The 26,829-nt window shown below is 62.0% G+C and carries 25 protein-coding genes; 16 read left to right on the plus strand and 9 right to left on the minus strand.

Annotated elements, in window-relative coordinates; translation table 11 throughout:
- Window positions 1-46 precede the first annotated feature (46 nt).
- Window positions 47-769 (plus strand): alpha/beta hydrolase, encoded by a 723-nt coding sequence (locus tag AC07V9_RS08050; protein ID WP_495015199.1) that lies wholly within the window; start codon window positions 47-49, stop codon window positions 767-769.
- Window positions 770-916: 147 nt separating this feature from the next.
- Here the strand turns inward: AC07V9_RS08050 and AC07V9_RS08055 are convergent, their stop codons facing one another.
- A complete protein-coding gene (locus tag AC07V9_RS08055; RefSeq protein WP_495015200.1) occupies window positions 917-1,777 on the minus strand; it encodes a LysR substrate-binding domain-containing protein in 861 nt (286 codons plus the stop codon).
- Between the two features lie 385 nt (window positions 1,778-2,162).
- Here AC07V9_RS08055 and AC07V9_RS08060 point away from each other — a divergent pair, with 385 nt between their 5' ends.
- The 10 genes from AC07V9_RS08060 (at window position 2,163) to metC (ending at window position 13,209) form a co-directional block, all read left to right on the plus strand.
- Window positions 2,163-3,005 carry a transporter substrate-binding domain-containing protein gene (locus AC07V9_RS08060; protein ID WP_495015201.1) on the plus strand — a complete coding sequence of 281 codons (843 nt, stop codon included), beginning with the start codon at window positions 2,163-2,165 and terminating at the stop codon, window positions 3,003-3,005.
- A gap of 80 nt (window positions 3,006-3,085) precedes the next feature.
- Window positions 3,086-3,880: a transporter substrate-binding domain-containing protein gene (locus AC07V9_RS08065; RefSeq protein ID WP_495015440.1), complete on the plus strand. Its 795-nt coding sequence runs from the start codon at window positions 3,086-3,088 to the stop codon at window positions 3,878-3,880.
- A gap of 12 nt (window positions 3,881-3,892) precedes the next feature.
- On the plus strand, window positions 3,893-5,329 hold the full coding sequence (locus tag AC07V9_RS08070; RefSeq protein WP_495015202.1) for an FAD-binding oxidoreductase: 1,437 nt from the start codon (window positions 3,893-3,895) through the stop codon (window positions 5,327-5,329).
- Entirely contained in the window at window positions 5,326-6,543 is a 1,218-nt protein-coding gene (locus AC07V9_RS08075) for an aminotransferase class I/II-fold pyridoxal phosphate-dependent enzyme (protein WP_495015203.1), read from the plus strand. The genes AC07V9_RS08070 and AC07V9_RS08075 overlap by 4 nt, the downstream gene beginning before the upstream one ends.
- Complete coding sequence (locus AC07V9_RS08080) at window positions 6,540-7,274, plus strand: amino acid ABC transporter permease (RefSeq protein WP_495015204.1); 735 nt, start codon at window positions 6,540-6,542, stop codon at window positions 7,272-7,274. Before AC07V9_RS08075 ends, AC07V9_RS08080 begins: the two co-directional genes overlap by 4 nt.
- Window positions 7,264-8,052, plus strand: a complete 789-nt coding sequence (locus AC07V9_RS08085; protein ID WP_495015205.1) for an amino acid ABC transporter permease — start codon at window positions 7,264-7,266, stop codon at window positions 8,050-8,052. The genes AC07V9_RS08080 and AC07V9_RS08085 overlap by 11 nt, the downstream gene beginning before the upstream one ends.
- Window positions 8,039-8,878, plus strand: a complete 840-nt coding sequence (locus AC07V9_RS08090) for an amino acid ABC transporter ATP-binding protein (RefSeq protein WP_495015206.1) — start codon at window positions 8,039-8,041, stop codon at window positions 8,876-8,878. Before AC07V9_RS08085 ends, AC07V9_RS08090 begins: the two co-directional genes overlap by 14 nt.
- 179 nt (window positions 8,879-9,057) lie before the next feature.
- Entirely contained in the window at window positions 9,058-9,654 is a 597-nt protein-coding gene (locus AC07V9_RS08095) for a cysteine dioxygenase family protein (RefSeq protein WP_495015207.1), read from the plus strand.
- A complete protein-coding gene (locus AC07V9_RS08100; protein WP_495015208.1) occupies window positions 9,651-10,319 on the plus strand; it encodes a glutathione S-transferase family protein in 669 nt (222 codons plus the stop codon). Before AC07V9_RS08095 ends, AC07V9_RS08100 begins: the two co-directional genes overlap by 4 nt.
- A gap of 148 nt (window positions 10,320-10,467) precedes the next feature.
- A complete protein-coding gene (metC, locus tag AC07V9_RS08105; protein ID WP_495015209.1) occupies window positions 10,468-13,209 on the plus strand; it encodes a cystathionine beta-lyase in 2,742 nt (913 codons plus the stop codon).
- A 142-nt stretch (window positions 13,210-13,351) separates the two neighbouring features.
- On the opposite strand, the gene AC07V9_RS08110 is transcribed toward metC, so the two are convergent.
- Window positions 13,352-14,074, minus strand: a complete 723-nt coding sequence (locus AC07V9_RS08110; RefSeq protein WP_495015210.1) for an SDR family oxidoreductase — start codon at window positions 14,072-14,074, stop codon at window positions 13,352-13,354.
- Window positions 14,075-14,246: 172 nt separating this feature from the next.
- On the minus strand, window positions 14,247-15,443 hold the full coding sequence (locus tag AC07V9_RS08115; RefSeq protein WP_495015211.1) for an MFS transporter: 1,197 nt from the start codon (window positions 15,441-15,443) through the stop codon (window positions 14,247-14,249).
- Window positions 15,444-15,674: 231 nt separating this feature from the next.
- Between AC07V9_RS08115 and ku the strand changes: the two genes are divergently transcribed.
- Together ku and ligD are read left to right on the plus strand one after the other, a co-directional pair.
- Window positions 15,675-16,595, plus strand: a complete 921-nt coding sequence (gene ku, locus AC07V9_RS08120) for a non-homologous end joining protein Ku (protein ID WP_495015212.1) — start codon at window positions 15,675-15,677, stop codon at window positions 16,593-16,595.
- 59 nt (window positions 16,596-16,654) lie between these two features.
- Window positions 16,655-19,288, plus strand: coding sequence for a DNA ligase D (ligD, locus tag AC07V9_RS08125; protein ID WP_495015213.1), 2,634 nt, complete (start codon window positions 16,655-16,657; stop codon window positions 19,286-19,288).
- Here the strand turns inward: ligD and AC07V9_RS08130 are convergent.
- Window positions 19,242-20,219, minus strand: coding sequence for an AraC family transcriptional regulator (locus AC07V9_RS08130; RefSeq protein ID WP_495015214.1), 978 nt, complete (start codon window positions 20,217-20,219; stop codon window positions 19,242-19,244). The two genes, ligD and AC07V9_RS08130, sit on opposite strands and share 47 nt — an antisense overlap.
- A gap of 113 nt (window positions 20,220-20,332) precedes the next feature.
- Here AC07V9_RS08130 and AC07V9_RS08135 point away from each other — a divergent pair, with 113 nt between their 5' ends.
- Entirely contained in the window at window positions 20,333-20,674 is a 342-nt protein-coding gene (locus AC07V9_RS08135; RefSeq protein ID WP_495015215.1) for a carboxymuconolactone decarboxylase family protein, read from the plus strand.
- A 102-nt stretch (window positions 20,675-20,776) separates the two neighbouring features.
- On the opposite strand, the gene AC07V9_RS08140 is transcribed toward AC07V9_RS08135, so the two are convergent.
- From AC07V9_RS08140 to AC07V9_RS08150, 3 genes are all read right to left on the minus strand, one after another.
- A complete protein-coding gene (locus AC07V9_RS08140; protein ID WP_495015216.1) occupies window positions 20,777-21,640 on the minus strand; it encodes an SDR family NAD(P)-dependent oxidoreductase in 864 nt (287 codons plus the stop codon).
- A 63-nt stretch (window positions 21,641-21,703) separates the two neighbouring features.
- Complete coding sequence (locus tag AC07V9_RS08145; RefSeq protein ID WP_495015217.1) at window positions 21,704-22,276, minus strand: TetR/AcrR family transcriptional regulator; 573 nt, start codon at window positions 22,274-22,276, stop codon at window positions 21,704-21,706.
- A 248-nt stretch (window positions 22,277-22,524) separates the two neighbouring features.
- The gene (locus tag AC07V9_RS08150; RefSeq protein WP_495015218.1) at window positions 22,525-22,860 is read right to left on the minus strand and encodes a hypothetical protein; all 336 of its coding nucleotides are present in this window, start codon (window positions 22,858-22,860) and stop codon (window positions 22,525-22,527) included.
- A gap of 147 nt (window positions 22,861-23,007) precedes the next feature.
- Between AC07V9_RS08150 and AC07V9_RS08155 the strand changes: the two genes are divergently transcribed.
- Window positions 23,008-23,970, plus strand: coding sequence for an aldo/keto reductase (locus AC07V9_RS08155; protein WP_495015219.1), 963 nt, complete (start codon window positions 23,008-23,010; stop codon window positions 23,968-23,970).
- A 119-nt stretch (window positions 23,971-24,089) separates the two neighbouring features.
- Here AC07V9_RS08155 and AC07V9_RS08160 read toward each other — a convergent pair whose 3' ends face one another.
- On the minus strand, window positions 24,090-25,166 hold the full coding sequence (locus tag AC07V9_RS08160) for a nucleoside hydrolase (protein ID WP_495015220.1): 1,077 nt from the start codon (window positions 25,164-25,166) through the stop codon (window positions 24,090-24,092).
- On the opposite strand from AC07V9_RS08160, the gene AC07V9_RS08165 reads away from it, so the two are divergent.
- Complete coding sequence (locus AC07V9_RS08165; RefSeq protein WP_495015221.1) at window positions 25,165-25,299, plus strand: hypothetical protein; 135 nt, start codon at window positions 25,165-25,167, stop codon at window positions 25,297-25,299. The genes AC07V9_RS08160 and AC07V9_RS08165 overlap by 2 nt on opposite strands.
- 43 nt (window positions 25,300-25,342) lie before the next feature.
- Here AC07V9_RS08165 and AC07V9_RS08170 read toward each other — a convergent pair whose 3' ends face one another.
- The gene (locus AC07V9_RS08170; RefSeq protein WP_495015222.1) at window positions 25,343-26,656 is read right to left on the minus strand and encodes an MFS transporter; all 1,314 of its coding nucleotides are present in this window, start codon (window positions 26,654-26,656) and stop codon (window positions 25,343-25,345) included.
- Window positions 26,657-26,829: the final 173 nt, after the last annotated feature.

Raw genomic sequence — 26,829 nt, forward strand, 5'->3', positions numbered from 1 at the left:
GCTGCGTATGATGGGCCCGATGTTTTTCTGAAAGGGCCTGTCCTCAATGATGAAGTTTTTCGCCGCGCTGCTCTGTGTCTTCACAGGCTTCGCCCATGCCGAACCCGCGCTGCTCACCGACCTGGCCCTGCCTTACCTCGCTGCAGCCCCCGCCGACTCGAAAAACAAACCCCTGATCATCTTCCTGCACGGCTACGGCAGTGACGAACGCGACCTGTTCGGCATCAAGAACGAGCTGCCTGCGGACTTCACCTACCTGTCGGTGCGCGCGCCGGGGGAAGTCGATGGGGGTGGCTACAAATGGTTTACCCAAGACACCGATCAGGCTGAGTACGAAGGCGTGACCAGCGACGTGGACAAGAGCACCGACCTGCTTCGCACCTTCATCGAGCAAGCCACCGAGAAGTACGGCACCCCGCCGGACAAGGTGATTCTGGTGGGCTTCAGCCAGGGCGCGATGATGAGTTATCAGATTGGCCTGCAATACCCGGAACTGGTGCGCGGTATCGCGCCATTGAGCGGCAAGATCCTCGCCGCGCTGAATTCACGGCTCAAGCCGGATGACCGCCTGAAGTCGCTGAAGGTGTTTATTGGCCACGGCTCGGCCGACAGCCGCGTGCCCTATTCCGGCGCGACCGAGGCGCAGACGGTGCTGGAGAATACTCTGCTGATCAGCCCGGAGTTTCATGCGTATGCGGGGGCAGGGCATACCATTACCTCGGCTGAGGTGGGGGATTTGAAGCGGTGGGTTGAGGCACAGTTGAAATAACACTTTTCCTGACGTTGCGCGCACCCCCTGTGGGAGCGAATTCATTCGCGATTGGCCGTTACATCAATGCATCTCTGTCGACTGCACCGACATCTCGCGAATGAATTCGCTCCCACAGAGTAAGGAGCGTATTTCGTCATTCCGTCGCTACAACCCCTGACTCCCCCGAATCAATTCATACGCCCGACGCGCCAGCGGGTTCACGGTGTTGGGGCGGATCCACAGGTGATAGGTCACGTCGGGCATTCTCGGCAGGCCGTCAGCCTCTCCCAGCACACGCATGTCCGGGCCGAGCATTTCCATGCTCCGCGCCGTCACGCCCAATCCGGCGCGGGTCGCGGCTTTGATGCCGATCAGGTTCGAGGCTAGGTACGCCTGACGCCAGGCAATGTTTGCCCGCTCCAGCGCCTCGATGGCGTAGCGCCGATAGATGCTCGGCTCATCCACCAGAATCAGCGGAATCGGCTCGCCCGGCACATGCTGGTATTGCGCCGAGCAGATCCACCACACGGGCGATGTGCGCAGCGCAAAGCCTTCAAGGCCCGTGTCTTCGCGGGTGGAAATCACCATGTCGACCTTGCCGCGATGCAGGTCGTCCATCAGGAACGGGCTGCGCCCCACGTCGATTTCCAGCCGCAATTTCGGCGCCGAGCGGGCGATGTGGCTGAGGATCGGCGGCAGGATGGTGTCAGCGATGTCGTGGGGTGAGCCAATGCGCAGCACGCCGCTGAGGCTGCTTTCACGCAATGAATTGAGCGCGTCGTCGTTGAGCGACAGCATCTGCCGGGCATGGCGCAGCAACTGGCGGCCCGGCTCGGTGAGCTGCTTCTGCCGACCCTGCTTCTGAAACAGGCTGACGCCGATCTGCTGTTCAAGCCGCTGCATGTGTTGGGTGACAGACGACTGTGTGCGCGACAACCGCGCACCGGCCTCAGCAAAGCTATGGTGATCGACGACGGCGACGAAGGTGCGCAGCAGTTCGAGATCGAGGGTGTCGGACATGGGCATTCTCGGTATTCGGGTCGAAGTACGATCCCTTGTGGGAGCCGGCTTGCTGGCGAAGGCGGTGTGTCATTCAACGGTGATGAGATTGACATGACGTCTTCGCCAGCAAGCCGGCTCCCAAAAGGGCCTGTGTTATATCAATCGGAATGCGCAACACATTACGGATTTTTATGAGTTTAAAAAGCCCTGCTTTGAAAAAGTCTTGGGAATACCAATGAAAATGGGCTTATTCCGTTTTGGCTTAACCACCAAAACCTGAAAGTTATAACCATATTTGATATTTGCATTTCCGTTGCTCCATCACCCTCCCTAGGATGGGGGTCATTACAAGGCGCTGACGTCCCGTCGTCACAAGCGCCGAGCCGATGACCATTTCGAGGGGAAATCCATGCCGTACACGCGCTCGCCCATCACCCGTTTGCTGCCCTTGTTCGTCGGGGCGATTGCCGCCCTTGGCGCCAGTTTCGCCGCGCAGGCCGATGCCACTCTGGACAAGATCGAGCAGCGCCATCGCCTGGTGGTCGGCGTGTTGCTGTCGGGTGGGCCGTTCGGTTCCATCGACCCGAGCAACCAGAAGCCCAAGGGCCTGAACGTCGACATGGCTGAAGACCTTGGCCGTCGTCTCGGCGCTGAAGTCGAGCTGGTGCCGGTGCTTCCTGCCAACCGCGTGCAGTTCCTGCAACAGGGCAAGGTCGACCTGCTGATCGCCAACATGGAATGGACCGCCGAGCGCGGCCAGCAACTGGGCTTCGTGCCAACGCCGTTTTATCGCGTCGGTGGCACGGCGGCAGTGCTCAAAGACAGCAAGATCACCCGCTGGGAAGACCTTAAGGGCCAGCCGGTCTGCACCTCGCAGGGCAGCAGCTACGTCAAGCCGCTGACCGAATACGGCGCTGAACTCAAGGCCTTCAAAAGCTCCTCTGAATCCCTGCTGGCCCTGCGCGGTAACAACTGCGTCGCCGCCGTGCACGACGCCACGCTGATCAACCCACTGATCGCCGACAGCGCCGAGTGGAAGGATTACCGCGCCATTACCCCTGAACTCAACCCGGCGCCGTCGGTGATCTGGACCCGCCCGGGGGAGACCGACACCCAGGCAAAACTCGACGCCATCGTCAAAGACTGGCACCGCACCGGATGGCTGATCGAGGGCGAGAAACGCCACCACATCACCCCGGCATCCCCTGCGCTGGTCGAGCTGCATGACAAGTTCCAGGCCACAGGCGCCTGAGTCGTTTTCCTTTCAAGGCATTGGTTATGAGCACGCGTACTTTCGGCAAGACCCTGACCGCACTCGGCCTCTCGGTCGGCATGGCGCTGGCGGCCACCCTGGCCCACGCCGACGCGACGCTGGACAAGATCCAGCAGCGTCACAAGATCAGCATCGGCGTGATCCTCAGCGGCCCGCCGTTCGGCACCATCGACCCGAAAACCGGCGAGCATCTGGGCTACAACGTCGAACTGGCCAAGGGCATCGCGCAGAAACTCGGCGTCGAGGTCGAGACCGTTTCAGTGCTGGCCCCCAACCGCGTGCAGTTTCTGCAACAGGGCAAGGTCGACATCCTGATCGCCAACATGCAGTACACCGACGAGCGCGCCGAGATTCTCGACTACGTGCCCACGCCCTATGAAGAAGTCGGCGGCGCCGCGCTGATTCGCAAGGGCGCTGGCATCAACAAGTGGGAAGACCTCAAGGGCAAGCCGGTTTGCGTGTCCCAGGGCAGCAATTTCATCAAGCCGTTGCAGGAAACCTACGGCGCCGAGATCAAGGCGTTCCGCAGCCAGTCCGAGTCGCTGTTGTCCCTGCGCGGCAACGGTTGCGTCGCGGCGGTTCACGTCAGCCCCACCATGCACGCGCTGTTGGATGACCCGGAATGGGCCGACTACAACATTCCGCTGGCCAAGGACCTGATCCCGTCGAAATCGGTGATCTGGGTGCGCAAGGGCGAACACGATACCCAGGCGAAACTCGACGCGATCATTCGCGACTGGCACCGTAGCGGCTGGCTGATCGACGTCGGTCAGCGCACCGGCATGGCGCCGTCTCAGGCCCTGCGTGACTTGCATGAGCAGTTCCGCAATGCCGCGCCGCTGGCGGCTCAATAAGGAAGGGTGAGGATGAGCGATCTGTTCCAGACGTTGCAGCAGTTGCTCGGCGCCGATTATGTGCAGCCAGGCAGCGATTCGACGCCGCAACTGACCGACAAACAGGGCACCTACGTCGGCAAGGCGCTGGCGGTGGTGCGCCCGGCCAACACTGAGGAAGTGGCCGCCGTGGTGCGCGCCTGTGTCGCTCACACGACGCCGATCGTGGTGCAGGGCGGCAACACCGGGCTGATGGGCGCTGCGACCCCCGACGCTACGGGCCGTTCGGTGCTGCTGCTTCTGGACCGGCTCAACCGGGTGCGTGACGTCGACACTGACAACGACACCCTGACCGTCGAGGCTGGTTGCATTCTGCAAAACGTCCAGGACGTGGCGCGCAAGGCCGGGCGTCTGTTCCCGCTGAGCCTGGGCGCGCAAGGCAGCTGCACCATTGGCGGCAACCTGGGCACCAACGCGGGCGGCACGGCGGTGCTGCGCTACGGCAACACCCGCGAGTTGACCCTGGGCCTGGAAGTGGTCACCGCCGAAGGGGAAATCTGGAACGGCCTGCGCGGGCTGCGCAAGGACAATACAGGTTACGACCTGCGCGATGTGTACATCGGCAGCGAGGGGACGCTGGGCATCATCACGGCGGCGACGTTGAAGCTGTTCCCGTTGCCCAAGGCGCAGAGCACAGCCTTTCTGGCGTTCGATTCGCTGGCTCAGGCGGTGAGCTTTTTGTCCCACGCCCGTGCCGGTTTCGGCGCAAGCCTTACCGCATTCGAGCTGCTGACGGCCGCCTGCCTTGAGCTGTTGCGCGAGCAGTTTCCTGACGGCCCGCAAGCCTTTGTCGGTGCGTCACAGCCCTGGTTTGCCTTGCTTGAGCTGTCGGATAACCACAGTGAAGCCCACGCGCGGCAAGCGTTTGAAGAGGTGCTCGGCAGCGCTTTCGAAGAGGGTCTTCTGGCCGATGCACTGATTGCCGAGAGCCTGGCCCAGAGCGAGGCACTGTGGCTGCTGCGCGAAAACATGAGCGATGCGCAACGTCGCGCCGGTCGCAACATGAAGCACGACATCTCGATCCCGATTTCCCGAATCGTTGAATTTGTCGAACACACCGACGCCTTGCTGCAGCAGCACTTCCCTGGTGTACGCAATTTCACGTTTGGCCATCTGGGCGACGGCAACCTGCATTACAACGTCGCCCATCCGCTGAGCTCCACGGTGGAGGCGCACATGGCCCGCTATGCCGAACTCAGCGAGCTGGTGCACGACAGCGCCCATGCCTTCGGCGGCTCGATCAGCGCTGAACATGGCATCGGCCAACGCAAGCGGGCCATGCTGCCGCGTTACAAAAGCAGCGTCGAACTGAACCTGATGCGTCGCATCAAGCAGGCCCTCGATCCTCTCAACCTGCTCAATCCGGGCAAGGTTCTGACCTCTATCGACAGCGGGAGTACCCCTTCATGAGCATTCGTCTGTCCCGACGCGTGCAGCGCGTTTCCCTGTCTGCCAACGCCGCGGCGAAATCCCGTGCCACTGAGCTGCGCGATGCCGGCCACGACATTCTGGACCTCACCACCGGCGAGCCGGATTTCGACACCCCCGAGCACATCAAACAGGCCGCGTACACGGCCATCGACGGTGGCGCCACCAAGTACACGCCAACCCCCGGCGTGAAGAAACTGCGTGAGGCGATCCAGCGCAAACTCAAGCGCGAGAACCGTCTGGACTATGCGCTGCCGTCGATCGTGGTCGGCAACGGTGCCAAACAGATCATCTTCAATGCCTTCGCTTCAACCCTCGACGACGGCGATGAAGTGCTGGTGCCGGTGCCGTACTGGCCGTCGTTTCCGGACATCGTGCGGGTCAACGGTGGCGAGCCGGTGTTCATCGAATGCGGCCTTGAACAGGGCTGCAAACTCACCCCGCAGCAGCTCGAACAAAGCATCAATGGGCGCACCCGCTGGCTGATCCTCAACGGCCCCGGCAACCCCAGCGGCGCGGTGTACAACGAGGCAGAACTGCTGGCGCTGGCCGATGTGCTGCGGCGTCATCCTCAGGTGCTGGTGTTGCTGGATGAGCTGTACGAACACATTCGTTTCGACGGCAGTCCGGCGCTGAGCCTGCTTAATGTCGCGCCCGATCTGCAAGCCCGCGCGTTGTTGGTGGGCGGGGTCTCCAAGACCTACGCCATGACCGGCTGGCGCATCGGCTTTGGTGCTGGCCCCAAGGAGCTGACCAGCGCAATGGCCGTGATCCAGTCCCAGTCCACCTCCGGCGCATCGTCCGTCGGGCAGGCCGCTGCACTGGCTGCATTCGAAGGCGGGCTGGCGTTTCTGCCGGAGCAGGTGCAGGCCTATCAGCAACGTCGTGATCTCTTGGTCGCGGCATTGAGCGAGGTAGACGGGCTGGATGTGCTCAGGCCCGAAGGCGGTTTCTTTGTTTTTGTCCGTTGCGCGGAGCTTCTGGGGCGCATTCGTCCCGATGGTCAGCGTCTGAATGACGACGGCGACGTAGTGGATTACCTGCTGGAGCAGGGCGTCGCAGGCGTGGCGGGCAGTGCGTATGGCTTGTCGCCGTGGTTTCGTCTGTCCATCGCCACAGCCACGACAAGCGTGATCGAGGCCGGGCGGCGCATTGCCGATGCCTGTGCACAGCTGCGTGTCGAGGCCTTGGCATGAGTCATTGGCTGGAGCTCTTTGTGCAGTGGACAGCGAAGTTCGGCCTGAACTACAGCTTTCTGCTGGACGCTTATCAGCGCGGCTCGATGGTCAATGGCGCGCTGACCACCGTGCTGCTGTGCCTGTTCACCATCGTTGGCAGCCTGCTGGCCGGTGTCGGTCTGGCGGCCATGCTGACCAGCGGCAAGTCGTATCTGGCCACGCCTGCGCGGGTGTTCGTCGAAGTCACTCGCAACACACCGACGCTGGTGCAGCTTTATTGCGCGTTTCTGGTGTTGAACATGTTGCTGACCCAGGCTGTGGGCGCGGCCAACCCGCTGACGCCGTTCGCCTGGGTGGTGATCGTGATCTCCCTGCACAAAGGCGCGTTTCACGCCGAAGCCCTGCGTGCCGGGATCGAAGCGGTGCCTGCCGTGACGCTGGAAGCGGCGAGTTCCCTGGCCTTCAGCAGCCGCCAGTTGCTGTGGAACGTGCAACTGCCGCTGGCTTTGCGCTTTGCCTTGCCGTCGCTGATCAACAACCTGATCGATCTGGTGAAGATGACCGCCGTGGCCTCGGCCATTGCGGTGGGCGATATCACCTACGCCTCGATCATGATCTGGACCCAAAGCGACAACGTGTTGGAACTGATGATTCTGCTGCTGACCTTTTTCGGCCTGCTCAGCTTCATCGTCAACTGTGTGGGCCGTGCCATGGAAGCCAAATTGAGGATGCCTGGTTATGGCCATTGAATCGTCCGCGAGCCTGCCGCTGTCCTGGCCCCGTCGTCATCCGGGCAAGCTGATCCTGGCCGCTGCGTTGCTGGCGGTGCTGATCTTCGGCGCACCCCAGAGCCCGGTGTTCGCCGCGCTGTACGAGTGGTCGCCTGCATTGGCGGTGGGCTTCGGGCAGAACATTCTGATCAGCCTGCTGGCTATTGCCATCGGCTCGGTACTGGGCCTGATGATCGGCGCGCTGGGCGTGTCGCCGTTGTGGATCACCCGACTGCCTGCGCGGATCTGGGTGCAGGTGTTTCGCAACGCGCCGTGGCTGGTGCTGATCTATTTCACCACCTACGTGTTCCCGTTCGAGCTGCACATCGGCAAGTCCTGGATTGCCTTTCCCGACTGGGTGAAAGTCACCATTGGCCTGGCGTTGCCTGCCAGTGCCAATGTCGCGGAGATCTTTCGCGGGGCCATCGGTTCGATCCCCAGCACCCAGTGGGAAGCCTCGCGTTCGCTGGCCTTCACCCGTGGGCAGATCTTCCGTTCGATCATCCTGCCGCAGTGCTTCAAGCGCATGCTGCCGCCGTGGATGAACCTTTACGCGGTGATCACCATGGGCACCGCGCTGGCCTCGCTGGTGGGCGTGCATGACCTGATCGACACCGCGCAGATCGCCAGCAACACGGTCAACCGCACGGGCTTCACGGTGCTGATCTACTTCAGCGTGCTGGCGCTGTTTTTTGCCTATTGCTACCCGATTTCCCGACTCACTCAATACCTGGAGCGACGTTATGCCTTCTCCTGAAACGCGCGCCGAGCAACCTTTGATCAGCCTGCGCGATATTCACCTGTCGTTCGGCAACAACCGCGTGCTCAAGGGCATCGATCTGGACGTGCAGCGCGGGCAGGCGGTGTCGATCATCGGCCCGTCGGGCTCGGGCAAATCGACCATCCTGCGTTGCATCACCGGCCTGTTGCAGCCCCAGCGCGGCACCATTCGCGTGGGCGACACCCAGGTGCACCAGTTGGCCAACGAGACGCAGCGCATCGAACTGCGCAAGCGCGTGGGGTTCGTGTTCCAGCAGTACAACCTGTTCCCGCATCTGTCGGTGCTGGAAAACCTCGTCATCGCGCCGCGCAAGGTGCTGGGGCGCAACGCGGTGGACGCCGAAAAAGAAGCCCGCGCCTTGCTCGCCAAGGTGCGCATGGAGCACAAGGCCGATGCGTATCCGGGGCAGTTGTCCGGCGGCCAGCAGCAGCGCGTGGCGATTGCTCGTGCGCTGGCGATGCGTCCCGAGCTGATCCTGTTCGATGAAGTGACCTCCGCGCTGGACCCGGAAACCGTGGGCGAGGTGCTGACAGTGATTCGCGAGCTGACCGAAGAGGGCATGACCTGCGTGCTGGTGACCCATGAAATGCGCTTCGCCGAGGACATCAGCGACGTGGTGTATTTCACCGAGAACGGCCTGATCGTCGAACACGGCAGCGCCGAACAGATTTTCCAGCGCCCCACCAGCGAGCGGACCCAAAGCTTTTTGCGCCACGCCCTGGGCGATGCCGGACGTCGTCCGGTGGCCCACGGCGCCCCGTTTCTATTGAGCAATATCAGCCGCTACAGCCTGTCGGTGTAGTCGGCGGGTTGGAATACAAACCTATGATCACCGCATGCCCCTGTAGGAGCGCGCTTGCCCGCGATGGCGTCAGCTCCTCCAACATCGTAGGCGACAGGTATGTCCCCATCGCGGGCAAGCGCGCTCCTACAAAAAGCGGTACGCATTTCACGCATTGAAACTAATAAAAGGAGCACCTGATGAGCATCGAAACCCGCAGCCCCGTGATTGAAGACTTCCTTGAGAAAATCCGCGTCATCCACCAGCGCGGTGTCGATCGTGAGGCGCTCAAGGAGATCGTCAGCCTGCTGGAACGCCTGGCCGAGCGTCGCGATCTGTTCAATTTTGACACCTTCCCGGCGCCGGTTCCTGGGGAGGGCGACACTGCGTTTCGTTATCGCCTGAACGACGACGGCGAGACCCCAACGCTGTACATGAACTCCTTGCTGCCGGGCAAAAGCACGCTGCCGCACAACCACGAAACCTGGGCGGTGATCGTGGCGGTGCAGGGTCAGGAGATCAACTATGTCTGGGCCCGTACCGACGATGGCAGTGACCCGACCTTCGCCAAGCTGGAGCTGGAAAAGGAAGTCGTGGTGCAACCTGGCACCTCGATCAGCTTCCTCGGCGAAGACCTGCACGGCATCAAGGTCGATGGTCAAACCCCGACTCTGCATTTCCATCTGTATGGCCGTCCGCTGGAATCGCTGAACGGGCGTTATGGCGTCAACACCGAAGGCAAGGTCCTCAACTACAACGCCTCGCAAATGGCCCCGTCGATCAAGGCCTACGCATGATCGATCTCTACTACTGGCCCACCGGCAACGGCCTGAAAATCGGCATTTTGCTTGAAGAGCTTGAGCAGGAGTACCGCTTGTTGCCAATCAACATTCGCAACGGCGAACAGAAGCAGGACTGGTTCCAGGCGATCAGCGCCAACGGACGGATTCCGGCGATTGTCGACCACGCGGCTTTTGCGAACAGCCCACGTGATGCTGAGCCACTGAGCCTCTTCGAATCCGGGGCTATCCTCAATTATCTGGCGAACAAGGCCGGGCGTTTTCTGCCCCCAGAAGGCACGGCAGAACGCCAGCGCGTGCAGGAGTGGTTGTTCTGGCAGGTAGGGCATGTCACGCCATACCTGAGCCAATGGCAGGTGTTCAGGGAAAAGGCGCCAGAGCCGATTCCCTTTGCCCTCGACCTGCTCGGTGCCGAGGCCGCGCGGCTGTACGGCGTGCTGGAAAAACGCCTGGGCGAGGTGGCGTACGTCGCGGGCGATTACTCGATTGCCGACATGGCGATCTTCCCGTGGATTCAGCCGCTGCGTCAGGGCCAGGACCTGGCGAACTACCCGAACATCCACGCCTGGCGCGAACGCATCAAGCCCCGACCGGCGGTGCAGCGCGCGTATCAGAAGGGCAGGGAAGTGGCGGCGGGCGAGAGGTCGTTGGTGTTGCAGTAGTTCCAACCCCCCCGTCTCTGTAGGAGCGCGCTTGCCCGCGATAGCGTGGTGTCATGCAACACGTTCGGCACAGATACCCCCCCTTCGCGGGCAAGCGCGCTCCTACACAAAAACGGTCGATAGTATTCGTTGATTCACGAGAGCCCCCATGAGCCAAAAAGTCACCTCGCACCACCTGCAAACCTGGCTGTTCGACGGGCAGGAAATCGCCCTGTTCGACGTACGCGAGCACGGCCAGTACGGCGAAGCGCATCTGTTTCACGGGGTGAACCTGCCCTACAGCCGTCTTGAACTCGAAGCCCGTCGTCTGGCGCCCAATCCAGGCGTGCGCCTGGTGATCTACGACCAGACCGGCAGCGACATCTCGCTCAAGGCCGCGCAGCGTCTGGAGACCTTGGGCTACAGTCGCGTGCACGTGCTTGAGGGCGGCGCCGACGGTTGGCAGGCGGCGGGTTTGCAATTGTTCGCCGGGGTGCATGTGCCGTCCAAGGCCTTTGGCGAACGGGTCGAAGAAGCGAGCCACACCCCGCACATCAGCGCCACCGAACTGGCCGCCTGGCAGGCCAGGGGCGAGCCTCTGGTGCTGCTGGACGGTCGTCCATTCGACGAATACCGCAAGATGACCATTCCCGGTTCCATCTGCTGCCCCAACGGCGAGCTGGGCTATCGCCTGAAAGAACTGGTGGCGGATGACACAACGCCCATCGTGGTCAATTGCGCCGGTCGCACCCGCAGCATCATCGGCGCGCAAACCCTGATCGACCTTGGCGTGAAAAACCCGGTCTATGCGCTGGAAAACGGCACCCAGGGTTGGTACCTCGCCGATCTGCCGCTGGAGCATGGCAGCACGCGCCGTTATCCCGAGGTGTCTTCTGGCGCTTCGCTGTCGCATCAGCGTGATGCCGCGCAGCGTCTGGCTCAGCGTGCGAATGTGCAGACGGTCAAGGCCGAGCAGGTGCTTGCCTGGTCCGAGGAGGCTTCACGCAGCCTCTTCGTATGCGACGTGCGCACCCCTGAAGAGTTTGCGTTGGGCAGCCTGCCGGGGGCGCAACACACGCCGGGCGGGCAGTTGATCCAGTCCACTGACCTGTACGTCGGCGTGCGTGGCGCGCGGCTGGTGTTGCTCGATAACGACGGCGTGCGTGCGCCGATCGTTGCCAGTTGGTTGCGTCAGCTGGGGCATGAGGCCTACGTGCTGGAAGGGGGGTTGCAGAGTGGTCTGGCGTTGCCGGTCAATGCTGCATCGCCTGCCACGGTATTGCCGGAAATCAGCGCCGCCGCTCTGCAGGACGCGCTGCGTGATGACACCGTTGCACTGATCGATCTGCGCGGCAGCATGGCCTATCGCAAAGCGCACATTGCCGGTGCTGCGTGGTCGATTCGCACGCGGCTGGCGCAGGATCTGGCGGCTCAGTCCAAACCGGTCGTACTCGTTGCAGAGGATGCGAACGTGGCTGCCATTGCTGCCCTCGAATTGCCTGAATCGCAACGTCAGCACGCCCGCTGGCTGGACTTCAAAAACTGGCAGGCGGCAGGTTTTGCGCTCAGCGAAGACGCCTCCAATCCGCCGAATGATCAGTGCATCGATTTCCTGTTCTTCACCCACGATCGGCATTCGGGTAACAAGGACGCCGCGCGCCAGTACCTCGCTTGGGAAATCGGTTTGCTCGGGCAGATGACGGAGCAGGAAATCGCCAGCCTCAAACCCCTCGCCGCAAACTCCAGCGACAGCCGGGTGCGTACGCGTCTGGTTCATGCCGCACGCAGCGAAAAGGGCAGCGGTGTGCGGTGGGTCAATCCTTCGGTGTCGCGCATGAGCACGGTGCTGTTCGACAGCCTCGGCGAGATGCGCGACGCCCGCAAGCGTCGCGACACCGAGCGCGTGCTGAGCTACGGCGCGCGGGGCAATCCGACGGCGTTCGAGCTGGAGGATCTGGTCACCGAGCTTGAAGGCGGCTATCGCACGCGCCTGTTCAGCACGGGCCTCGCGGCGGTGGCGCAGACGTTTCTAGCCTATCTGCGCCCTGGCGATCATGTGTTGATCACCGACGCGGTGTATTCGCCGGTGCGTCAGGTGGCCGAGGAATTCCTCACCCCGTTCGGCATCCAGTACAGCTACTTCAACGCCGATGGCAGCGGGCTGGAAGACAAACTTCAGGCCAACACCAAAATGGTCTACGCCGAAGTGCCCGGTTCATTGTTGTACGAGCTCGCCGATCTGCCCGCCATCGCCGCGCTGTGCAAGGCTCGTGGGATTCTGCTGGCGGTGGACAACACCTATGGCTCGGGTTACCAGTACCGCCCGCTGGCGCTGGGCGCGGACATTTCCATCATGGCCCTGACCAAGTACCTGGCCGGTCACAGCGACGTGGTCATGGGCAGCGTCTGCACCACTCAAGCGGTCTGGCAGCCACTGGCGGTGATGACCGACACTTTTGGCAGTACCGTGAGCCCCGATGACGCCTACCTCGTCCTGCGCGGCGCCCGCACGCTGGCAACCCGCCTGGATGTGCACCAGCGCCAGGCTTTGCAGGTCGCGCATTGGCTGCAACAGCACCCTCAGGTCAAGCGCGTGTTTCACCCGGCCTTGGCCGATCATCCGAACCACGCCTTGTGGAAACGCGACTTCAGCGGCAGCAACGGCCTGCTGACGTTCGAGCTGGCCGACAACAATCCCAAGCATCTGGAAGACTTCATCGACGCCCTGCACCTGTTCGGCCTCGGCGCCTCATGGGGCGGATTCGAAAGCCTGATCATCGCCGCCAACGTCCGCGACCGCACCAACACCGCCGACAAAACCCTGAACCCGCTGCTGCGATTGCACGTCGGGCTGGAAGATGTCAGCGCGCTGATCGAGGATCTGGAACGAGGGTTTGCGGCGATTCGGTGATCCCCGTGGGAGCGAATTCATCCGCGAAAAATGGGCCAGCCGGTAGATATGCGTCGGTAGAACTGGCCCCTCGCGAATGAGTTCGCTCCCACAGGGGCGTCCGCGTATGGAGCCGAATCACGGATGTCAGGCGGTTATCGGCTCAAAACCCCGCCTTACCCACCGAAGCCCCGCCATCGACAAACAGCGTCTGCCCGGTGATGAACCCGCTCTGCTGCGACAGCAGAAACGCGATCGCCGAGGCGATTTCTTCTGGTTGGCCGAAACGCCCCATCGGCACCCCGGACAGGTAGCGTTTTTCGCCTTCGCTGCCCACCGGGTTGTTCTGGCGGAACAGTTCGGTTTCGGTCGGGCCGGGGGCGATAGCGTTGACGGTGATGCCCGTCTGCGCCAGTTCCAGCGCCCAGGAGCGGGTGAAGCTGATCAGCGCGGCCTTGGCGGCGGCGTAGGCGGTGCGTTGGGTGATGCCGAGCACGGTGAGGCTCGAAATGTTGACGATGCGGCCCCAACCCCGATCGCGCATGTGGGGCAGCAGGGCCTGGGTGGCGAGCAGGGCGGAGTGCAGGTTGACGCTCATGACGGCATCGAAGTCGTCCAGCTCAATCTGCCCCAGTGGCTGCGGGCGCACCAGCCCGACGTTATTCACCAGACCGTCGAAGCGGTAATGCTGCGCCAGTTCGGCGAGGCCGCAGCGGGTCTGGTCTTTGTCGCTCAGGTCCAGGGCTTTCAGCACGCCGGGAAAGGTCGGGTCGTCAGCGTTGCGGGCGATGCCGACCACCTGGTGGCCTGCCGCCGCGAGGTGGTCGGCCAGGGCGCGGCCAATGCCTTTGCTGGCACCGGTAATGAGAAAGGTGCGTTGAGTCATGACATCACTCCTTGAAGGTTGAAAAGGGGGGCTTGAGTCGAATAGGGGTTCTCCGTGGGAGCGAATTCATTCGCGATTGGCCAGTACATCCGACCCCTATCTGGCGGTTGTACCTACGTCTCGCGAATGAATTCGCTCCCACAGGTATCGTGTTCGTCGCGTTGTCAAAGGGTCAGGCAGATTTCGCCTTCGCCGAATGTGTGAAAAACACCATCAGCGCCAACAACGGAAACGCGCTGCCTGCGATCACGATCCAGGCCCAGCCGCCGTGGTCGTACAGGGCACTGGCGATCACCGAACCGGTGGCGCCGCCGAGGAAAATACTGGTCATGTACAGCGCGTTCAGGCGGCTGCGGCTTTTGGCGTCGAGGGCATAGACCGCGCGCTGGCCGACGACCATGTTCATTTGCACGCAAAAATCCAGCACCACACCGGTCACCGCCATGCCAATCACAGCGTAGGCGGGCTGAATGAGGCTGGGCAGGAAACTCAAGGCTGCAAAGAGCATCGCGCACAGGCTGGCGACACGGCTGTGCCCGGCGTCGGCCAGGCGTCCGGCAATGGGTGCGGCGATGGCACCAATGGCGCCGACCAGCGCGAACAGGGCGATCTGGCTCTGCGACAGGCCATGATTGCGCGCCAGTTCCAGCGGCACGGCGGTCCAGAACAGGCTGAAGGTCGCGAACATGCACGCCTGATAAAACGCTCGCTGACGCAGCACGGGCTGCTTGAGCAAAAGCGTCCACAGTGACTTGAGCAGTTGCCCGTAACTGGCGCTGTGGGCCGGTTGGTGTTTGGGAATGGTGGTCGCCAGTACCACGCTGATCAGCAGCATCATCACTGCGGCGGTGCCGAACACCGCGCGCCAGCCAAAGTGGTCGGCGATCAGGCTGGAAGCCGGCCGCGCCAGAAGAATCCCCAGCAGCAGGCCGCCCATGATGCTGCCCACCACCCGACCACGGGTTTCTTCCGGCGCCAGGTGTGCGGCCAAGGGAATCAGAATCTGCACCGCCACCGAGCTGAACCCCACCAGCAGCGAGGCCAGCAGAAACAGGTTCGGTGTCTGGGCGAAGGCTGCGCTGAGCAGGCTCAGGATCGCCACCGCCGTAGTGACCATCATCAGCTTGCGGTTTTCCAGCAGATCGCCCAGCGGCACCAGGAAAAACAGGCCCACGGCATAGCCGATTTGCGTGAGCGAGACGATGAAACTGGCCAGCGTGCTCGACAGCCCGATGTCCGGAGCGATCAAACCGATGATCGGTTGTGCGTAGTAAATGTTGGCGACGATCGCGCCGCAGCAGAACGCAAACAGCATCGCCAGCCCTTTGGTCATGGTTGCACCGCGGGGCGAATGAGGCATGGAAGTCATGGGGCGGATTCTCGGCTGGGCATGGCGCCTGCGACTGAAGGCTCTGGCAGGGCGCCGAAAGGGAACCGCGAGAGGCTAACGCTTTTTCGTTGCGTTAAGAAGGCCTATCGGATCGATATGTTTTATGCATGAAAAGAATGGCTGCACTGCCTATGCACACCTATCGCCCGGCCGAAACTTTTCCTCATCCGCCCCGGTCACTGCTCTACACACCCCTTGAGAATAAACACGATGGCTCGGGCAATATGGAAAGGCGCGATCAGCTTCGGGCTGGTACACATCCCGGTGGCGTTAGTGTCGGCGACGTCGCAGCAGGGCGTCGATTTTGACTGGCTGGACAAACGCAGCATGGACCCGGTCGGTTACAAACGCATCAATAAGGTCACTGGCAAGGAGATGACCAAGGAAAACATCGTCAAGGGCGTGCAGTACGAGAAGGGCCGCTATGTGGTAATCAGCGAGGACGAAATCCGCGCCGCGCACCCTAGGTCGACCCAGACCATTGATATCTTCGGTTTTGTCGACAGCGCGCAGATTCCGCTGCAAAACATCGACACGCCGTACTTCCTTGCACCCGACAAGCGCGGCGAGAAGGTCTACGCTCTTCTACGACAGACGCTGGTGGACACCGGCAAAGTCGCGCTGGCCCATGTGGTCATCCGCACCAGCCAGCATCTGGCCGCTGTGATGCCGCTGGAGTCGGCGATCATCCTCGTGTTGCTGCGCTGGCCCGCCGAAGTGCGCGGGCTCGACACGCTGGACCTGCCCAAGGAAGCCACCGATGTGAAGCTCAGCAAGAGCGAGCTGGACATGGCCAAGCGCCTGGTCAAGGACATGAGCACCGACTGGTCGCCTGACGCCGAAGAGTATCGCGATACGTTCCAGGACCAGATCATGGCGCTGGTCGAGACCAAGGCCCGGGAAGGCAAAATCGAAGATGTGGAAACCGACGCCGGAGAGACCGAGCGCAAATCCGCTGATGTCATCGATCTGACTGAATTGCTCAAACGCAGTCTGGGGAGCCGAGGCGATTCAGCCAAAGCCCCAGCCAAAAACAAACCTGCCGGCAAGAGCAAAACCGCAGCCGCTGATGATGTAGCCCCGGCCAAACGGCGAGCCCCTGCAAGGAAAAAGACGACCAAGGCGTCCTGAGAAACGGCGTCTTGTTTTGAGCCGACCCTTGGAAACAAGGCGCAGAGGTTGAATCGATCATGGCAAAACCTGTGAGTGAGTACACCCGCAAGCGCAACTTCGACATCACTTCCGAGCCCCCCGAAACAGCCGGTCGGGCTCGTGGCAGCAAAGGCAAGGCGCTGACGTTCGTCATTCATAAGCACGATGCGCGCAATTTGCATTACGACTTTCGCCTGGAACTGGACGGGACCCTGAAGAGTTGGGCTGTACCCAAAGGCCCGAGCCTGGACCCGAAAAACAAACGCCTGGCGGTGCATGTCGAAGATCACCCGCTTAGTTACGGCAGTTTCGAGGGCAGCATTCCTGAGGGGCAATACGGTGCGGGCGATGTGATCGTCTGGGACCGAGGTATCTGGCAGCCCCATGGCGACCCGCGCGCCACTTACAAGGCGGGCAAGCTCAAATTCACCCTGATCGGCGAAAAACTCACCGGCGACTGGGCCTTGGTCCGGACCCATTTGCCGGGCAGCGGCGACAAGGAGCAGTGGCTGCTGATCAAGGAAAAAGACGAGGCCGTGCGCTCGGCGGATGAGTACGACATCGCCGCCGACCAGCCACAAAGCGTGGTCAGCGGCGCGACGGTGGGCGAGGGGCGAGCGCAAGCCAAGGCGCCAAAACGCAAGGCCGCTGCCTCCGCCCCTGTGGCCGAGCGCAAGCCGGCGAGCAAGACCGCGAAGAAGGTTGCGGCGAAGAAATCCGGCGTTCCGGAAAAGCTTTCGCCGCAACTGGCGATTCTGATGGACGCGCCGCCCGAAGGTGACTGGCTGTACGAGATCAAGTTCGACGGCTACCGGATCATGACCCGCATTCTTGATGGCGAAGTGCGCATGATCACCCGCAACGGCCATGACTGGACCGAGCGTCTGCCCCTGCAGGCCAAGGCCATCAGCGAGCTCAACCTGGGTGACGGCTGGCTCGACGGTGAGGTAGTGGTACTCAATGACGCCGGGTTGCCGGATTTTCAGGCGCTGCAGAATGCCTTCGACATCGGCCGCAGCAAGGACATCGTTTACTACCTGTTCGACGTGCCGTTTCTCAATGGCGAGGACATCCGCGAAAAGCCCGTTGAAGAGCGTCGCGCAGCGCTGAAAAAGCTATTGGGTAAGCAAAAGAAGGGTTTGCTGCGTTTCTCCGACGCCTTTTCCGCCAGCCATCGCGACATCATCGAAAGCGCCTGCTCGTTGTCACTTGAAGGCGTGATCGGCAAGCGCGCCGGCAGTGCGTATCAGTCCCGCCGCAGCCCGGACTGGATCAAGCTCAAATGCAAACAGCGCCAGGAGTTCGTCATCGTCGGCTTCACCAAACCTCAAGGCTCGCGTAGCGGCTTCGGCGCCTTGCTGCTGGCGGTGAACGAGGAGGGCGCCGGGCTGGTGTACGCAGGCCGTGTGGGCACGGGCTTCAAGCAGAAAATGCTCGATGAAATGTTCCAGCAGATGAAAGCATTGGAGCAGGGTGCCTCGCCGCTGGCCAAGAAACTCACCAGCGCCCAGGCTCGCGGTGTGCACTGGATCAAGCCGACGCTGGTGGGCGAAGTGGAATTCGGCGAGTGGACTCGCGAGGGCATTATTCGCCACTCGGCCTTCGTTGCGCTGCGCAGCGACAAACCCGCCAGCGAGGTCGTCCACGAATACCCCAGGACGCCGAAAGACATCAAAGCCCCTTTCAAGCCCAAGGCGAGCAAAGCCAAGGCGCCCACAGCCGACGCGCCGAGCGAGAAGGCCAGACCGGCAAGCAAGCGCGCAGTCAAGGACAAGGTCGAGGTGGCGGGCGTGTTGATCAGCCACCCAGAGCGAGTGATCGACAAGCAGAGCGGGTTGCACAAGATCGATCTGGCGCATTTTTACGAATCGATTTCCGACTGGATTCTGCCGCATCTGGATCATCGCCCTGTGGCGCTGTTGCGCTGCCCGGAGGGGGTCGAGGGCGAGCAGTTTTTCCAGAAGCATTCCGACCGGCTGGCGATCCCCAACATCAAGCAGCTGGACCCCAAGCTCGACCCCGGCCACGCGCGGCTGATGGAAATCGACAGCGTGCAAGCGCTGGTCGGCGCGGCGCAGATGGGCACCATCGAGTTGCACACCTGGGGCTCGACCTACGACAAGATCGAGCTGCCGGATCATTTCGTGCTCGACCTCGACCCGGACCCGGCCTTGCCCTGGCGCAGCATGATCGAAGCCACGCAGCTGACGCTTTCGGTGCTCGATGAACTGGGGCTGGACGCGTACCTCAAGACCAGCGGCGGCAAGGGCATGCACATCATCGTGCCACTGGCACGCAAGGCGGATTGGGAGACCGTAAAGGCCTTCGCCAAGGCACTGGCGCAGTTCGTTTCACAACAACTGCCAGAGCGTTTCACAGCCACGTCCGGCCCGAAAAACCGCGTCGGCAAGATCTTCATCGATTACCTGCGTAACACCCGCGGCGCCAGCACCGTCGCCGCCTACTCAGCCCGCGCCCGGCCCGGTTTACCAGTGTCCGTGCCGGTCACCCGCGAGGAGCTGACCAGCCTGAAGGCGTCCAACCAGTGGAACATCGGCAACCTGCTCAAACGCCTGCGCAAACTCAAGGCCGACCCGTGGGCGGGGTACAAGAACACTCAGCGCATTACTCAGCCGATGTGGAAACGCTTGGGAGTGAAGGCGCCGGGTTGAAGGATGTGCGTCTGACCTTTGCGTCGGCCTCAAGCTGGCGCCGCATCAGCCCCGGCGCCATGCCGTAGGTTTCCTTGAACACCTTGCTGAACGCTGCCTGGGACTGATAACCGACCTCGGCCGCGATGTCGCTGAGACCGCTTTGCGACCGGGTCAGCAGACCGTGGGCCATTTGCATGCGCACTTCGGTCAGCAGGGTCCAGGGCGAGCTGCCGCTGAGTTTGCCGAAGGCGCGCATGAAGGTGGCGCGGGACATGCTCGCCAGCTCCGCCAGCGCTTCGATGGTCCATGGGTGAGCCGGGTTTTGCAGCATGGCTTGCCAGGCGCGGCCCAAGCGTCGGTCGCCGAGCAGTGCCAGGCTGCCTTCGTGTTGTGGCGACTGTTGCAGGTGCGCGCGCAGCACCAGGGTGAACAGTGCCGACGTCAAGGCATTGACCATGAACTGGCCGCCTGGCTGATTGGCGTCCACTTCGCTGCGCAGCAGTCCCACCAGCGCGGGAAGGGGATCTTCGGGGCTGAGGGACTGGGTGGATATCACCAGAGCGTCGGGCATCGCCGAGAACACCATCGCCCCACGCTGATAGACAAACTGCCCGCACAGCAGGTCCAGCTCTGCGCCTTCACCAAAACGTTGCACAGTCAGCAGCCCGCCGGTCTGCGTTTTCGGGCTTGAGGGAGGAACGCGTTCGCCCCGACTGAGCAACAAGTGGGCGATGCCGCTGGGCAGCACGAGGATATCCCCGGCCCGCAGCGTCAAGCGGCGGCCATCAGGCAGCTCCACGTGACACTCGCCAGCCAGCACGATGTGGTAAGGCGCAATGCCGTCGGCCATCTGGTCATGGTTCAGCGCCCAGTCGCCCTGAAACTGGCAGCGCAGGTCAAGGCTGCCGCGAACCTCGGCTAGAGTGATGAGCGTGTCGATGGCGTTCATATGCGATTTTCAGACAAAGAAATGAGCCAAACGAGCAAGTCGCCCGAGCGCCCTTGGCGGAAACTGTTTGTGTTCCCGGCGCAGTCTAGTCGCCGCCCACAGGAGATACCACCATGTTCAGCAACTGGCCCGACCTCGTTACCACCATCAAGAAATCCTTTGGTTCGCTGTCCAAATCCAATCCGAAAATGGTCAAGGCCTACATGACCCTTGGCGAAGCCGCCGCCGAAAACAATGTGCTCGACGCCAAGACCCGCGAGTTGATTTCCATCGCCGTGGCGATCACCACCCGCTGTGACGGCTGTATCGGCGCGCACTCGGAAGCGGCCATCGCTGCCGGTGCGACCCGCGAAGAAGTGGCGGCCGCCCTGGCCACCGCCATTTCGTTGAATGCTGGCGCGGCTTATATCTACTCGCTGCACGCGCTTGAGGCGTATGACGCGTTGAAGAAGTAACAAAGCGATCGTCAACCGCCCGTAACAGCACGGCTTGCCTACAGATGCGATCTTATCGACGCCGCTGCCGGCAAGCCGTGTTGCGACAGGGGTAAGATTTTTTCAGGTGTTCGGCAACGCAGGCACGGGCCCCGTGGCGCTGAAATCCACCGAGGTGCTGACGGCTTTCCAGCGTCCGGCGGTGTCGGCGCGGTCGGCTTCGACGGGCGTCAAATATTTCAGCGCGTCGCTGCCCAGCAACAGTCGAAGCGGCGGCTGTGGATGGGCCGCGACCTTGAGCACGACCTGCGCCACCCGCTCCGGATCGCTGTTTTCGTTGCCCGCGATTTTGCGCAGCACCCCCAACATCATTCCGACGCTGGCCTCGTAAGCGGGCATCACCGGCGTGTCGTGGCCCCGCGCGCGTACGGCCCAGTGGGTGCGCATACCGCCCGGCTCCAGCGTGGTCACGTGCAGGCCCAGTGGTTTGACTTCCGTGGCGAGCACATCCGAGAAACCGCCCACGGCCCATTTCGCCGACTGGTAGGCCGTCATGCCCGGTGTGGCGAGGCGACCACCGACCGAAGAAATCTGAATGATGTGCCCCGAACCCTGCTCACGCATGACCGGCACGGCGGCGCGGCACAGGTTCACCACGCCGAAGAAGTTAGTCTCGAACTCGAGGCGAAAGGCGGCTTCTTCGGTTTGTTCGAAGGGCAGCATGTGCCCGAAACCGGCGTTATTGACCAGCACATCCAGACGCCCGAATTTATCCACCGCAGCCTGCACGGCGGCCTTCGCAGCAGCAGAGTCAGTGACATCCAGTTCGAAGGGCAGGATCTGCGACGGGTAACGCTCCACCAGATCATCAAGACGCTGGATGTTGCGCGCGGCGGCGAGCAAGCGGTCGCCCGAGGCCAGGACAGCTTCGGCTATGTTGCGACCCAGGCCGGCGGCGCTTCCGGTAATCAACCAGACTTTGGACATGGTGTTTCTCCTGTAGCGAGTAAAGTTGTGAGTAAGTAATCACTCATTTATTTGTCAAAAAAATCAGTCCCTTGCAATTGCATTCCAGAACGCCACAAAGCCCGCTTCGCAGTAACGCTCGGCGTGCTCGGGCTCATTACTCATGAAGTCCATGGTGGTGTCGGCCAGCGAGCGCATGATCGCGGCGGCGAAAGCCGGGGGTTGATCGCGAAAGGCGTTGCAGGACGAGCCTTCATGGAGCAGGGCGCTGATGTCGTTGAAGGCTTCGCTGCCAGCGACGCGGGTCGCATCGGTGATGCGATCGGACATCATCAGCAGCGCCATGGCCTTGCGTTTGTCAGCGTTTGCCGCGCCCCAGCCGACGTAGGTGTGCCAGGCGTGTTGCAGGCGGGATTTGACGTCTTTATCTTTTGGATACCCGGGGATCATCACGTCGCGCAACTGAGCCTTGAGTTCCAGATAAACTTGGTTGAGCAGGTCGTCCTTGGTCTCGAAGTAATTGAACAGCGTGCCCTCCGCCACCCCCGCGCCCTTGGCGATCTTCGAGGTCGGCGCCCCCAGGCCCTGTTCGGCGAATACGCGCAGGGCAGAATCGACCAGGGCGTTGCGTTTGTCTTCGCTTTTCGGACGGGCCATGGGAAACATCTGGTAATGAGTGAGTAGGTGCTCATTTATACGTCGGCGCAGAACTTCCCGCAATAGTCTTCCAGTTACTCTGACGGATGGCGCCGGTGGCAGGAACCCCACAATTCTTCTGTGGGAGCGAATTCATTCGCGAAAAAAGGTTCGGTTGCCAGCGATGTGTCGGATAGACCTACGCATCGCGAATGAATTCGCTCCCACAGGGATTGCAGTCATGCGCAACGTCTCGTGGTGGCGAACACTCAACGCGTAAACGCATGCCCGTCACCCACCTCCGCCGGATAAAACTCACCTCCGAGCTCTAACGTCTGCAGCCGCTGTCGCACGTCGTTTTCCACGTCCAGCACTTCAACCGGATCGTCAATGTTGTCCACCACCAACCAGACACCCACCAGATTCTGGTCATGGGTGCCTTCGCTCAGCATGTCGTGGGTGAAGGCTTCATCCGAGCGCCACAGGCACAGCTCGTCTTCGTTATGGCCAGTTTCGGCCAGCGCTTGTGCTGACGTGAGCCAGATTTCCTTGTACGGCCGCAGGTCCGCTTCGGCGAGTTCTTGCAGGGTGATCACGGTCTTCATTTCGTTGTCTCCATGGTCAGTGCATAGGGTGTGACGCATGGGCGAGGACAGGTGTTCCCGTGATATTGCCTTGGCGGACGAAATAGCCGTTGAACCGATACCGATCATGGGCGGTCGATCCATCATTGTCCGTTCGGGAGATCCGCGATGAGTGATCCGACACTCTTCACCCGCAGGCGCCTGCTGACCCTGGCGGCCGGGGTTTCAGCGGCACTGGCGTTCGACTCCGCAGCGGCGGGCTCAGGCTCGCCTTTTATACTGGCAACGCTCGACCCCTCAGGAGACCGCACGATGCTCACGCGAAACATTCCTTCCAGTGGCGAGGCCTTGCCGATGATCGGCGTGGGCACCTATCGCGGTTTCGATGTGGCCCCCGGCAGCGATGAGTACAAGCGGCTGCCCCACGTGCTCGACGAGCTGCTTCAAGCGGGCGGCACGGTGATCGACAGCTCACCCATGTACGGCCGTGCCGAGCGGACCACCGGGGAGTTGCTGTCGATTCACCAGCCGCGTTCGCCCGCGTTTCTGGCCACCAAGGTCTGGACCCGTGGCGCGAAGGAGGGCATCGCGCAGATGGAGGAGTCCTTCCGCCTGCTGCAGACCGACCGCATCGACCTGATGCAGATCCACAACCTGCTGGACTGGAAAACCCATTTGCCGACGCTGCGTCAGTGGAAGGAGCAGGGGCGCATCCGCTACATCGGCGTCACCCATTACACGCCCTCGGCCTACGACGAGGTGGAGGCGGTGCTCAAGGCCGAGAAGCTGGACTTCCTGCAGATCAACTATGCGCTGGATGACCGCGCGGTGGAGTCACGCCTGCTGCCGCTGTGTCGCGAGCGTGGGGTGGCGGTGATCTGTAACCGGCCGTTTGGCGGGGGTGGTTTGCTCGGGCGTCTGCGCGACAAACCGTTGCCGGGCTGGGCGGGGGAGGTGCAGGCCAGCAGTTGGGCGCAACTGGCGCTGAAGTTTCTCATTTCCCATCCAGCGGTGACCTGCGCCATTCCGGGGACGGGAAATCCCAAATACATGAAGGAAAACGCCGCCGCCGCGCGAGGGCGTTTGATGACCGACGCGCAGCGCCAGCAGTTGATTGCGCTGGTGGGGTGAGCCTGCGCCGTTCGTCTGTGTAGCGGCACGGCTTGCCGGCGGTAGCGGTTTCGAGGACGCTACCGCCGGCAAACGGAGCGCCTCCCGGCCGGACTGCAGAGGTGTTTCAACGCATCAGATCAACGCTTCACCGGCGCAGGCAGCGTCACCAGATTCACGTACTCATCCCAGAACTTCTTCTGATCCACCGCATACACCACCTTGGCCTTTTGCGTGCCCACCGGCGCGCCTTTCTTGTAGCCCATGGAGCGGCCGTAATCCGGGCCGAAGTGGGCGTCGACATCGACCCACACATCCTTCGATTCGGTCACCAGCTCCGGGTGCACCAGATACAGCGCGGGCAGGCTGTCCCAGGTGAAGCTGTGATGATTGGGGTCCTTGTCGAACTCGGGGCCGAGCACCACTTTGTACAAGTCTGGAATCACACCCTTTTGCGCGACGATGCGCTTGTACACCGAGGCGTCGAAGATGACTTTTTCGCACACATCGTTCGGGAAAATCACGTGTTCGATGGACGAACGCAGGACGATTTTTGCGGCTTCCGGGTCGAACCACCAGTTGAATTCCGCAGCGGGAGTCGTATTGCCAGGGATCTCGATGGCGCCGCCCATGTACACGATGCGCTTGATCAGCGGCACGATTTCCGGTGCGCTGCGGATCGCCAGGGCGATGTTGGTCAGCGGACCAACGGCGAGAATCGTCACCTCATGGGGGTTCTTTTTCACGCTGTCGACGATGAACTGCGCAGCGGATTCACTGCGCAGCTTTGTGTGGGTCGCAAGGCCGTCGGGCGGAGCAACCAACTGCGAAGATGAGGTCGGACGCGGGTTTTTGAACGCCCCCGGCCAGCCCGCGCCGAACAGGGCCTTTTCCTGCTCGTAGGTGGCGAAGTCATGCAGCAACGGATACGCCGCGCCGGAATACACGCCAATCTCTTTTTCCACGCCCATGCGTTCGACGGCCTTAAGCGCGTCGACCTGTTCCTGATCGACCCAGGCGTTGCCGCTGACCAGGGTCATGCCCAAGAGGTCGATGCGTTTTTGTGCGTGCAGTTGCGCCAGCATGATGAATGCCTGGCCGTCGTCGTTGAGGACGTTGAAATCGGTGTCGAAGATGACCTTTTCTGCTGCCGACAGCGAGGTGGCGGACAGGCCCAGGGTGAGGGCCAGGGCGCAGCGTTTGAGGAATGCCTGCATGGGAGGGTTCGTTCCATGGTTGTTATTGGATGAAGGTCGCAGTCTGCAGTCGATTCTGGCCGAAGGCCGTAAGAGCTTTGCTTGCAAGCGATCTGCCACGCAGCGGCAGATCGTCGGCAAGCCTGACGCCTAAGGCCTGCGGCCAGAAGCCAGACCGTGTCGAGTCTTGGCTTTGTTTACCGATTCACCAACTTCGCCGGCAACGCCACCACCAACAAACTGCTTAACACCAGGCATCCGGCGAAGAACCACAGCGCCCCCGCGCTGCTGCCGGTGACGTCAATGGCGATGCCCATCATCGAGTTGCTCACCAGCCCCGCGATGTTGGCCAGCGAGCACGCCAACGCAAACCCGGTGGCCGCCGCGCGACCCTTGAGAAAGGTTGCGGGCAGGCTGAAGAACACTGGCACGGCGCCGATGATCGCGGCCGAAGCGATGGCGAACAGCACCACGGTCACGACCACGTTATGGGTGAAGAACGGGCTGGTGGCCATGGCCACGGCGCCGATCCAGAACGGCACGATGATGTGCCAGCGGCGTTCGCGGCGGCGGTCGGAACTGGCGCCGATCATCAGCATGCCGATCAGCGCGGCGACGCTGGGCAGTGCAGTCAGCACGCCGATATGAAAGGTGTCGGTGACCCCGGCATTCTTGATGAAGGTCGGCATCCAGAAGCCCATGGCGTAGGCGCTGAGCAGGATCGAAAAGTCGATACCGCCGAGCATCCACACTTTCAGGTTGAAGAACCCGTCGCGGAAGCTGTGCTTGCTGTCCTTGCCCTCGGCGTCGTCCAGACGCAGCTCCCCTTCGAGCAACGTCTGTTCGGTGCTGTTCAGCCACTTGGCGTCTTTCGGCGCGTTCGGCAGGGCCCAGAAGGTCAGCACGCCGAGCAGGACACTGGGAATGCCCTCGATGAGGAACAGCCACTGCCAGCCGCGCAGGCCTGCCGCCAGATCGAAGTGGCCCATGATCCAGCCCGACAGCGGGCCGCCGATGACGCTGGACAGCGGCAGGCCGATCATGAACAGCGCGATGATGCGCCCGCGACGGTAGGTGGGGAACCATGTGGTCAGGTAAAACAGCACCCCAGGCAGGAACCCTGCTTCGGCCGCCCCGAGGAAGAAGCGCAGCACGTAGAACTGCATCGGCGTGCTGACGAAGAGGGTGCAGATCGAGAGCAGGCCCCAGGTGATCATGATCCGCGCGATCCAGATCTTCGCCCCGACCTTTTCCAGCACCAGGTTGCTGGGCACCTCGAACAGGATGTAACCGACGAAAAACAGCCCGGCGCCCAGGCCGAACGCGGTTTCGCTGAAGTGCAGCTGATCGAGCATCTGCAGCTTGGCGAAGCCGATGTTGATGCGGTCCAGATAGGCAGCCAGGTAGCAGAAACACAGGAATGGAATGAGCTTGCAGGTGATCTTGTGGTACAGCGCTTTGATCGGGTCCGCGGCGTCTGTCGCGGCGGTTTCTACATTCGCAGAGGGCATGGGTGTCTCCTGGCGGTTCTTCGACCGGTGAGCGCGGCTGCGGCTGATCTTGCCTGCGTTTGCTGCGTTCTCATACGGCCTGTTGTGGTTTTTGTTTGCCGCACATCAAGTACTTTGGCAAGCACCGGATGGCGACTTCCAAAGGCAGTGTCAGAAGACTGGGCGGTGTCCGC

The organism is Pseudomonas sp. GW821-FHT02A11, assembly GCF_059421985.1.

Coding starts and splice junctions, on each gene's coding strand:
- ligD (WP_495015213.1), top strand. CDS start 16,655: ATGGCAAAACCTGTGAGTGAGTACACCCGCAAGCGCAACTTCGACATC.
- AC07V9_RS08100 (WP_495015208.1), top strand. CDS start 9,651: ATGATCGATCTCTACTACTGGCCCACCGGCAACGGCCTGAAAATCGGC.
- AC07V9_RS08140 (WP_495015216.1), bottom strand. CDS start 21,640: ATGTCCAAAGTCTGGTTGATTACCGGAAGCGCCGCCGGCCTGGGTCGC.
- AC07V9_RS08070 (WP_495015202.1), top strand. CDS start 3,893: ATGAGCGATCTGTTCCAGACGTTGCAGCAGTTGCTCGGCGCCGATTAT.
- AC07V9_RS08080 (WP_495015204.1), top strand. CDS start 6,540: ATGAGTCATTGGCTGGAGCTCTTTGTGCAGTGGACAGCGAAGTTCGGC.
- AC07V9_RS08135 (WP_495015215.1), top strand. CDS start 20,333: ATGTTCAGCAACTGGCCCGACCTCGTTACCACCATCAAGAAATCCTTT.
- AC07V9_RS08085 (WP_495015205.1), top strand. CDS start 7,264: ATGGCCATTGAATCGTCCGCGAGCCTGCCGCTGTCCTGGCCCCGTCGT.
- AC07V9_RS08170 (WP_495015222.1), bottom strand. CDS start 26,656: ATGCCCTCTGCGAATGTAGAAACCGCCGCGACAGACGCCGCGGACCCG.
- AC07V9_RS08050 (WP_495015199.1), top strand. CDS start 47: ATGATGAAGTTTTTCGCCGCGCTGCTCTGTGTCTTCACAGGCTTCGCC.
- AC07V9_RS08150 (WP_495015218.1), bottom strand. CDS start 22,860: ATGAAGACCGTGATCACCCTGCAAGAACTCGCCGAAGCGGACCTGCGG.
- metC (WP_495015209.1), top strand. CDS start 10,468: ATGAGCCAAAAAGTCACCTCGCACCACCTGCAAACCTGGCTGTTCGAC.
- AC07V9_RS08165 (WP_495015221.1), top strand. CDS start 25,165: ATGGGAGGGTTCGTTCCATGGTTGTTATTGGATGAAGGTCGCAGTCTG.
- AC07V9_RS08095 (WP_495015207.1), top strand. CDS start 9,058: ATGAGCATCGAAACCCGCAGCCCCGTGATTGAAGACTTCCTTGAGAAA.
- ku (WP_495015212.1), top strand. CDS start 15,675: ATGGCTCGGGCAATATGGAAAGGCGCGATCAGCTTCGGGCTGGTACAC.
- AC07V9_RS08065 (WP_495015440.1), top strand. CDS start 3,086: ATGGCGCTGGCGGCCACCCTGGCCCACGCCGACGCGACGCTGGACAAG.
- AC07V9_RS08055 (WP_495015200.1), bottom strand. CDS start 1,777: ATGCCCATGTCCGACACCCTCGATCTCGAACTGCTGCGCACCTTCGTC.
- AC07V9_RS08075 (WP_495015203.1), top strand. CDS start 5,326: ATGAGCATTCGTCTGTCCCGACGCGTGCAGCGCGTTTCCCTGTCTGCC.
- AC07V9_RS08160 (WP_495015220.1), bottom strand. CDS start 25,166: ATGCAGGCATTCCTCAAACGCTGCGCCCTGGCCCTCACCCTGGGCCTG.
- AC07V9_RS08145 (WP_495015217.1), bottom strand. CDS start 22,276: ATGGCCCGTCCGAAAAGCGAAGACAAACGCAACGCCCTGGTCGATTCT.
- AC07V9_RS08060 (WP_495015201.1), top strand. CDS start 2,163: ATGCCGTACACGCGCTCGCCCATCACCCGTTTGCTGCCCTTGTTCGTC.
- AC07V9_RS08090 (WP_495015206.1), top strand. CDS start 8,039: ATGCCTTCTCCTGAAACGCGCGCCGAGCAACCTTTGATCAGCCTGCGC.
- AC07V9_RS08115 (WP_495015211.1), bottom strand. CDS start 15,443: ATGACTTCCATGCCTCATTCGCCCCGCGGTGCAACCATGACCAAAGGG.
- AC07V9_RS08110 (WP_495015210.1), bottom strand. CDS start 14,074: ATGACTCAACGCACCTTTCTCATTACCGGTGCCAGCAAAGGCATTGGC.
- AC07V9_RS08130 (WP_495015214.1), bottom strand. CDS start 20,219: ATGAACGCCATCGACACGCTCATCACTCTAGCCGAGGTTCGCGGCAGC.
- AC07V9_RS08155 (WP_495015219.1), top strand. CDS start 23,008: ATGAGTGATCCGACACTCTTCACCCGCAGGCGCCTGCTGACCCTGGCG.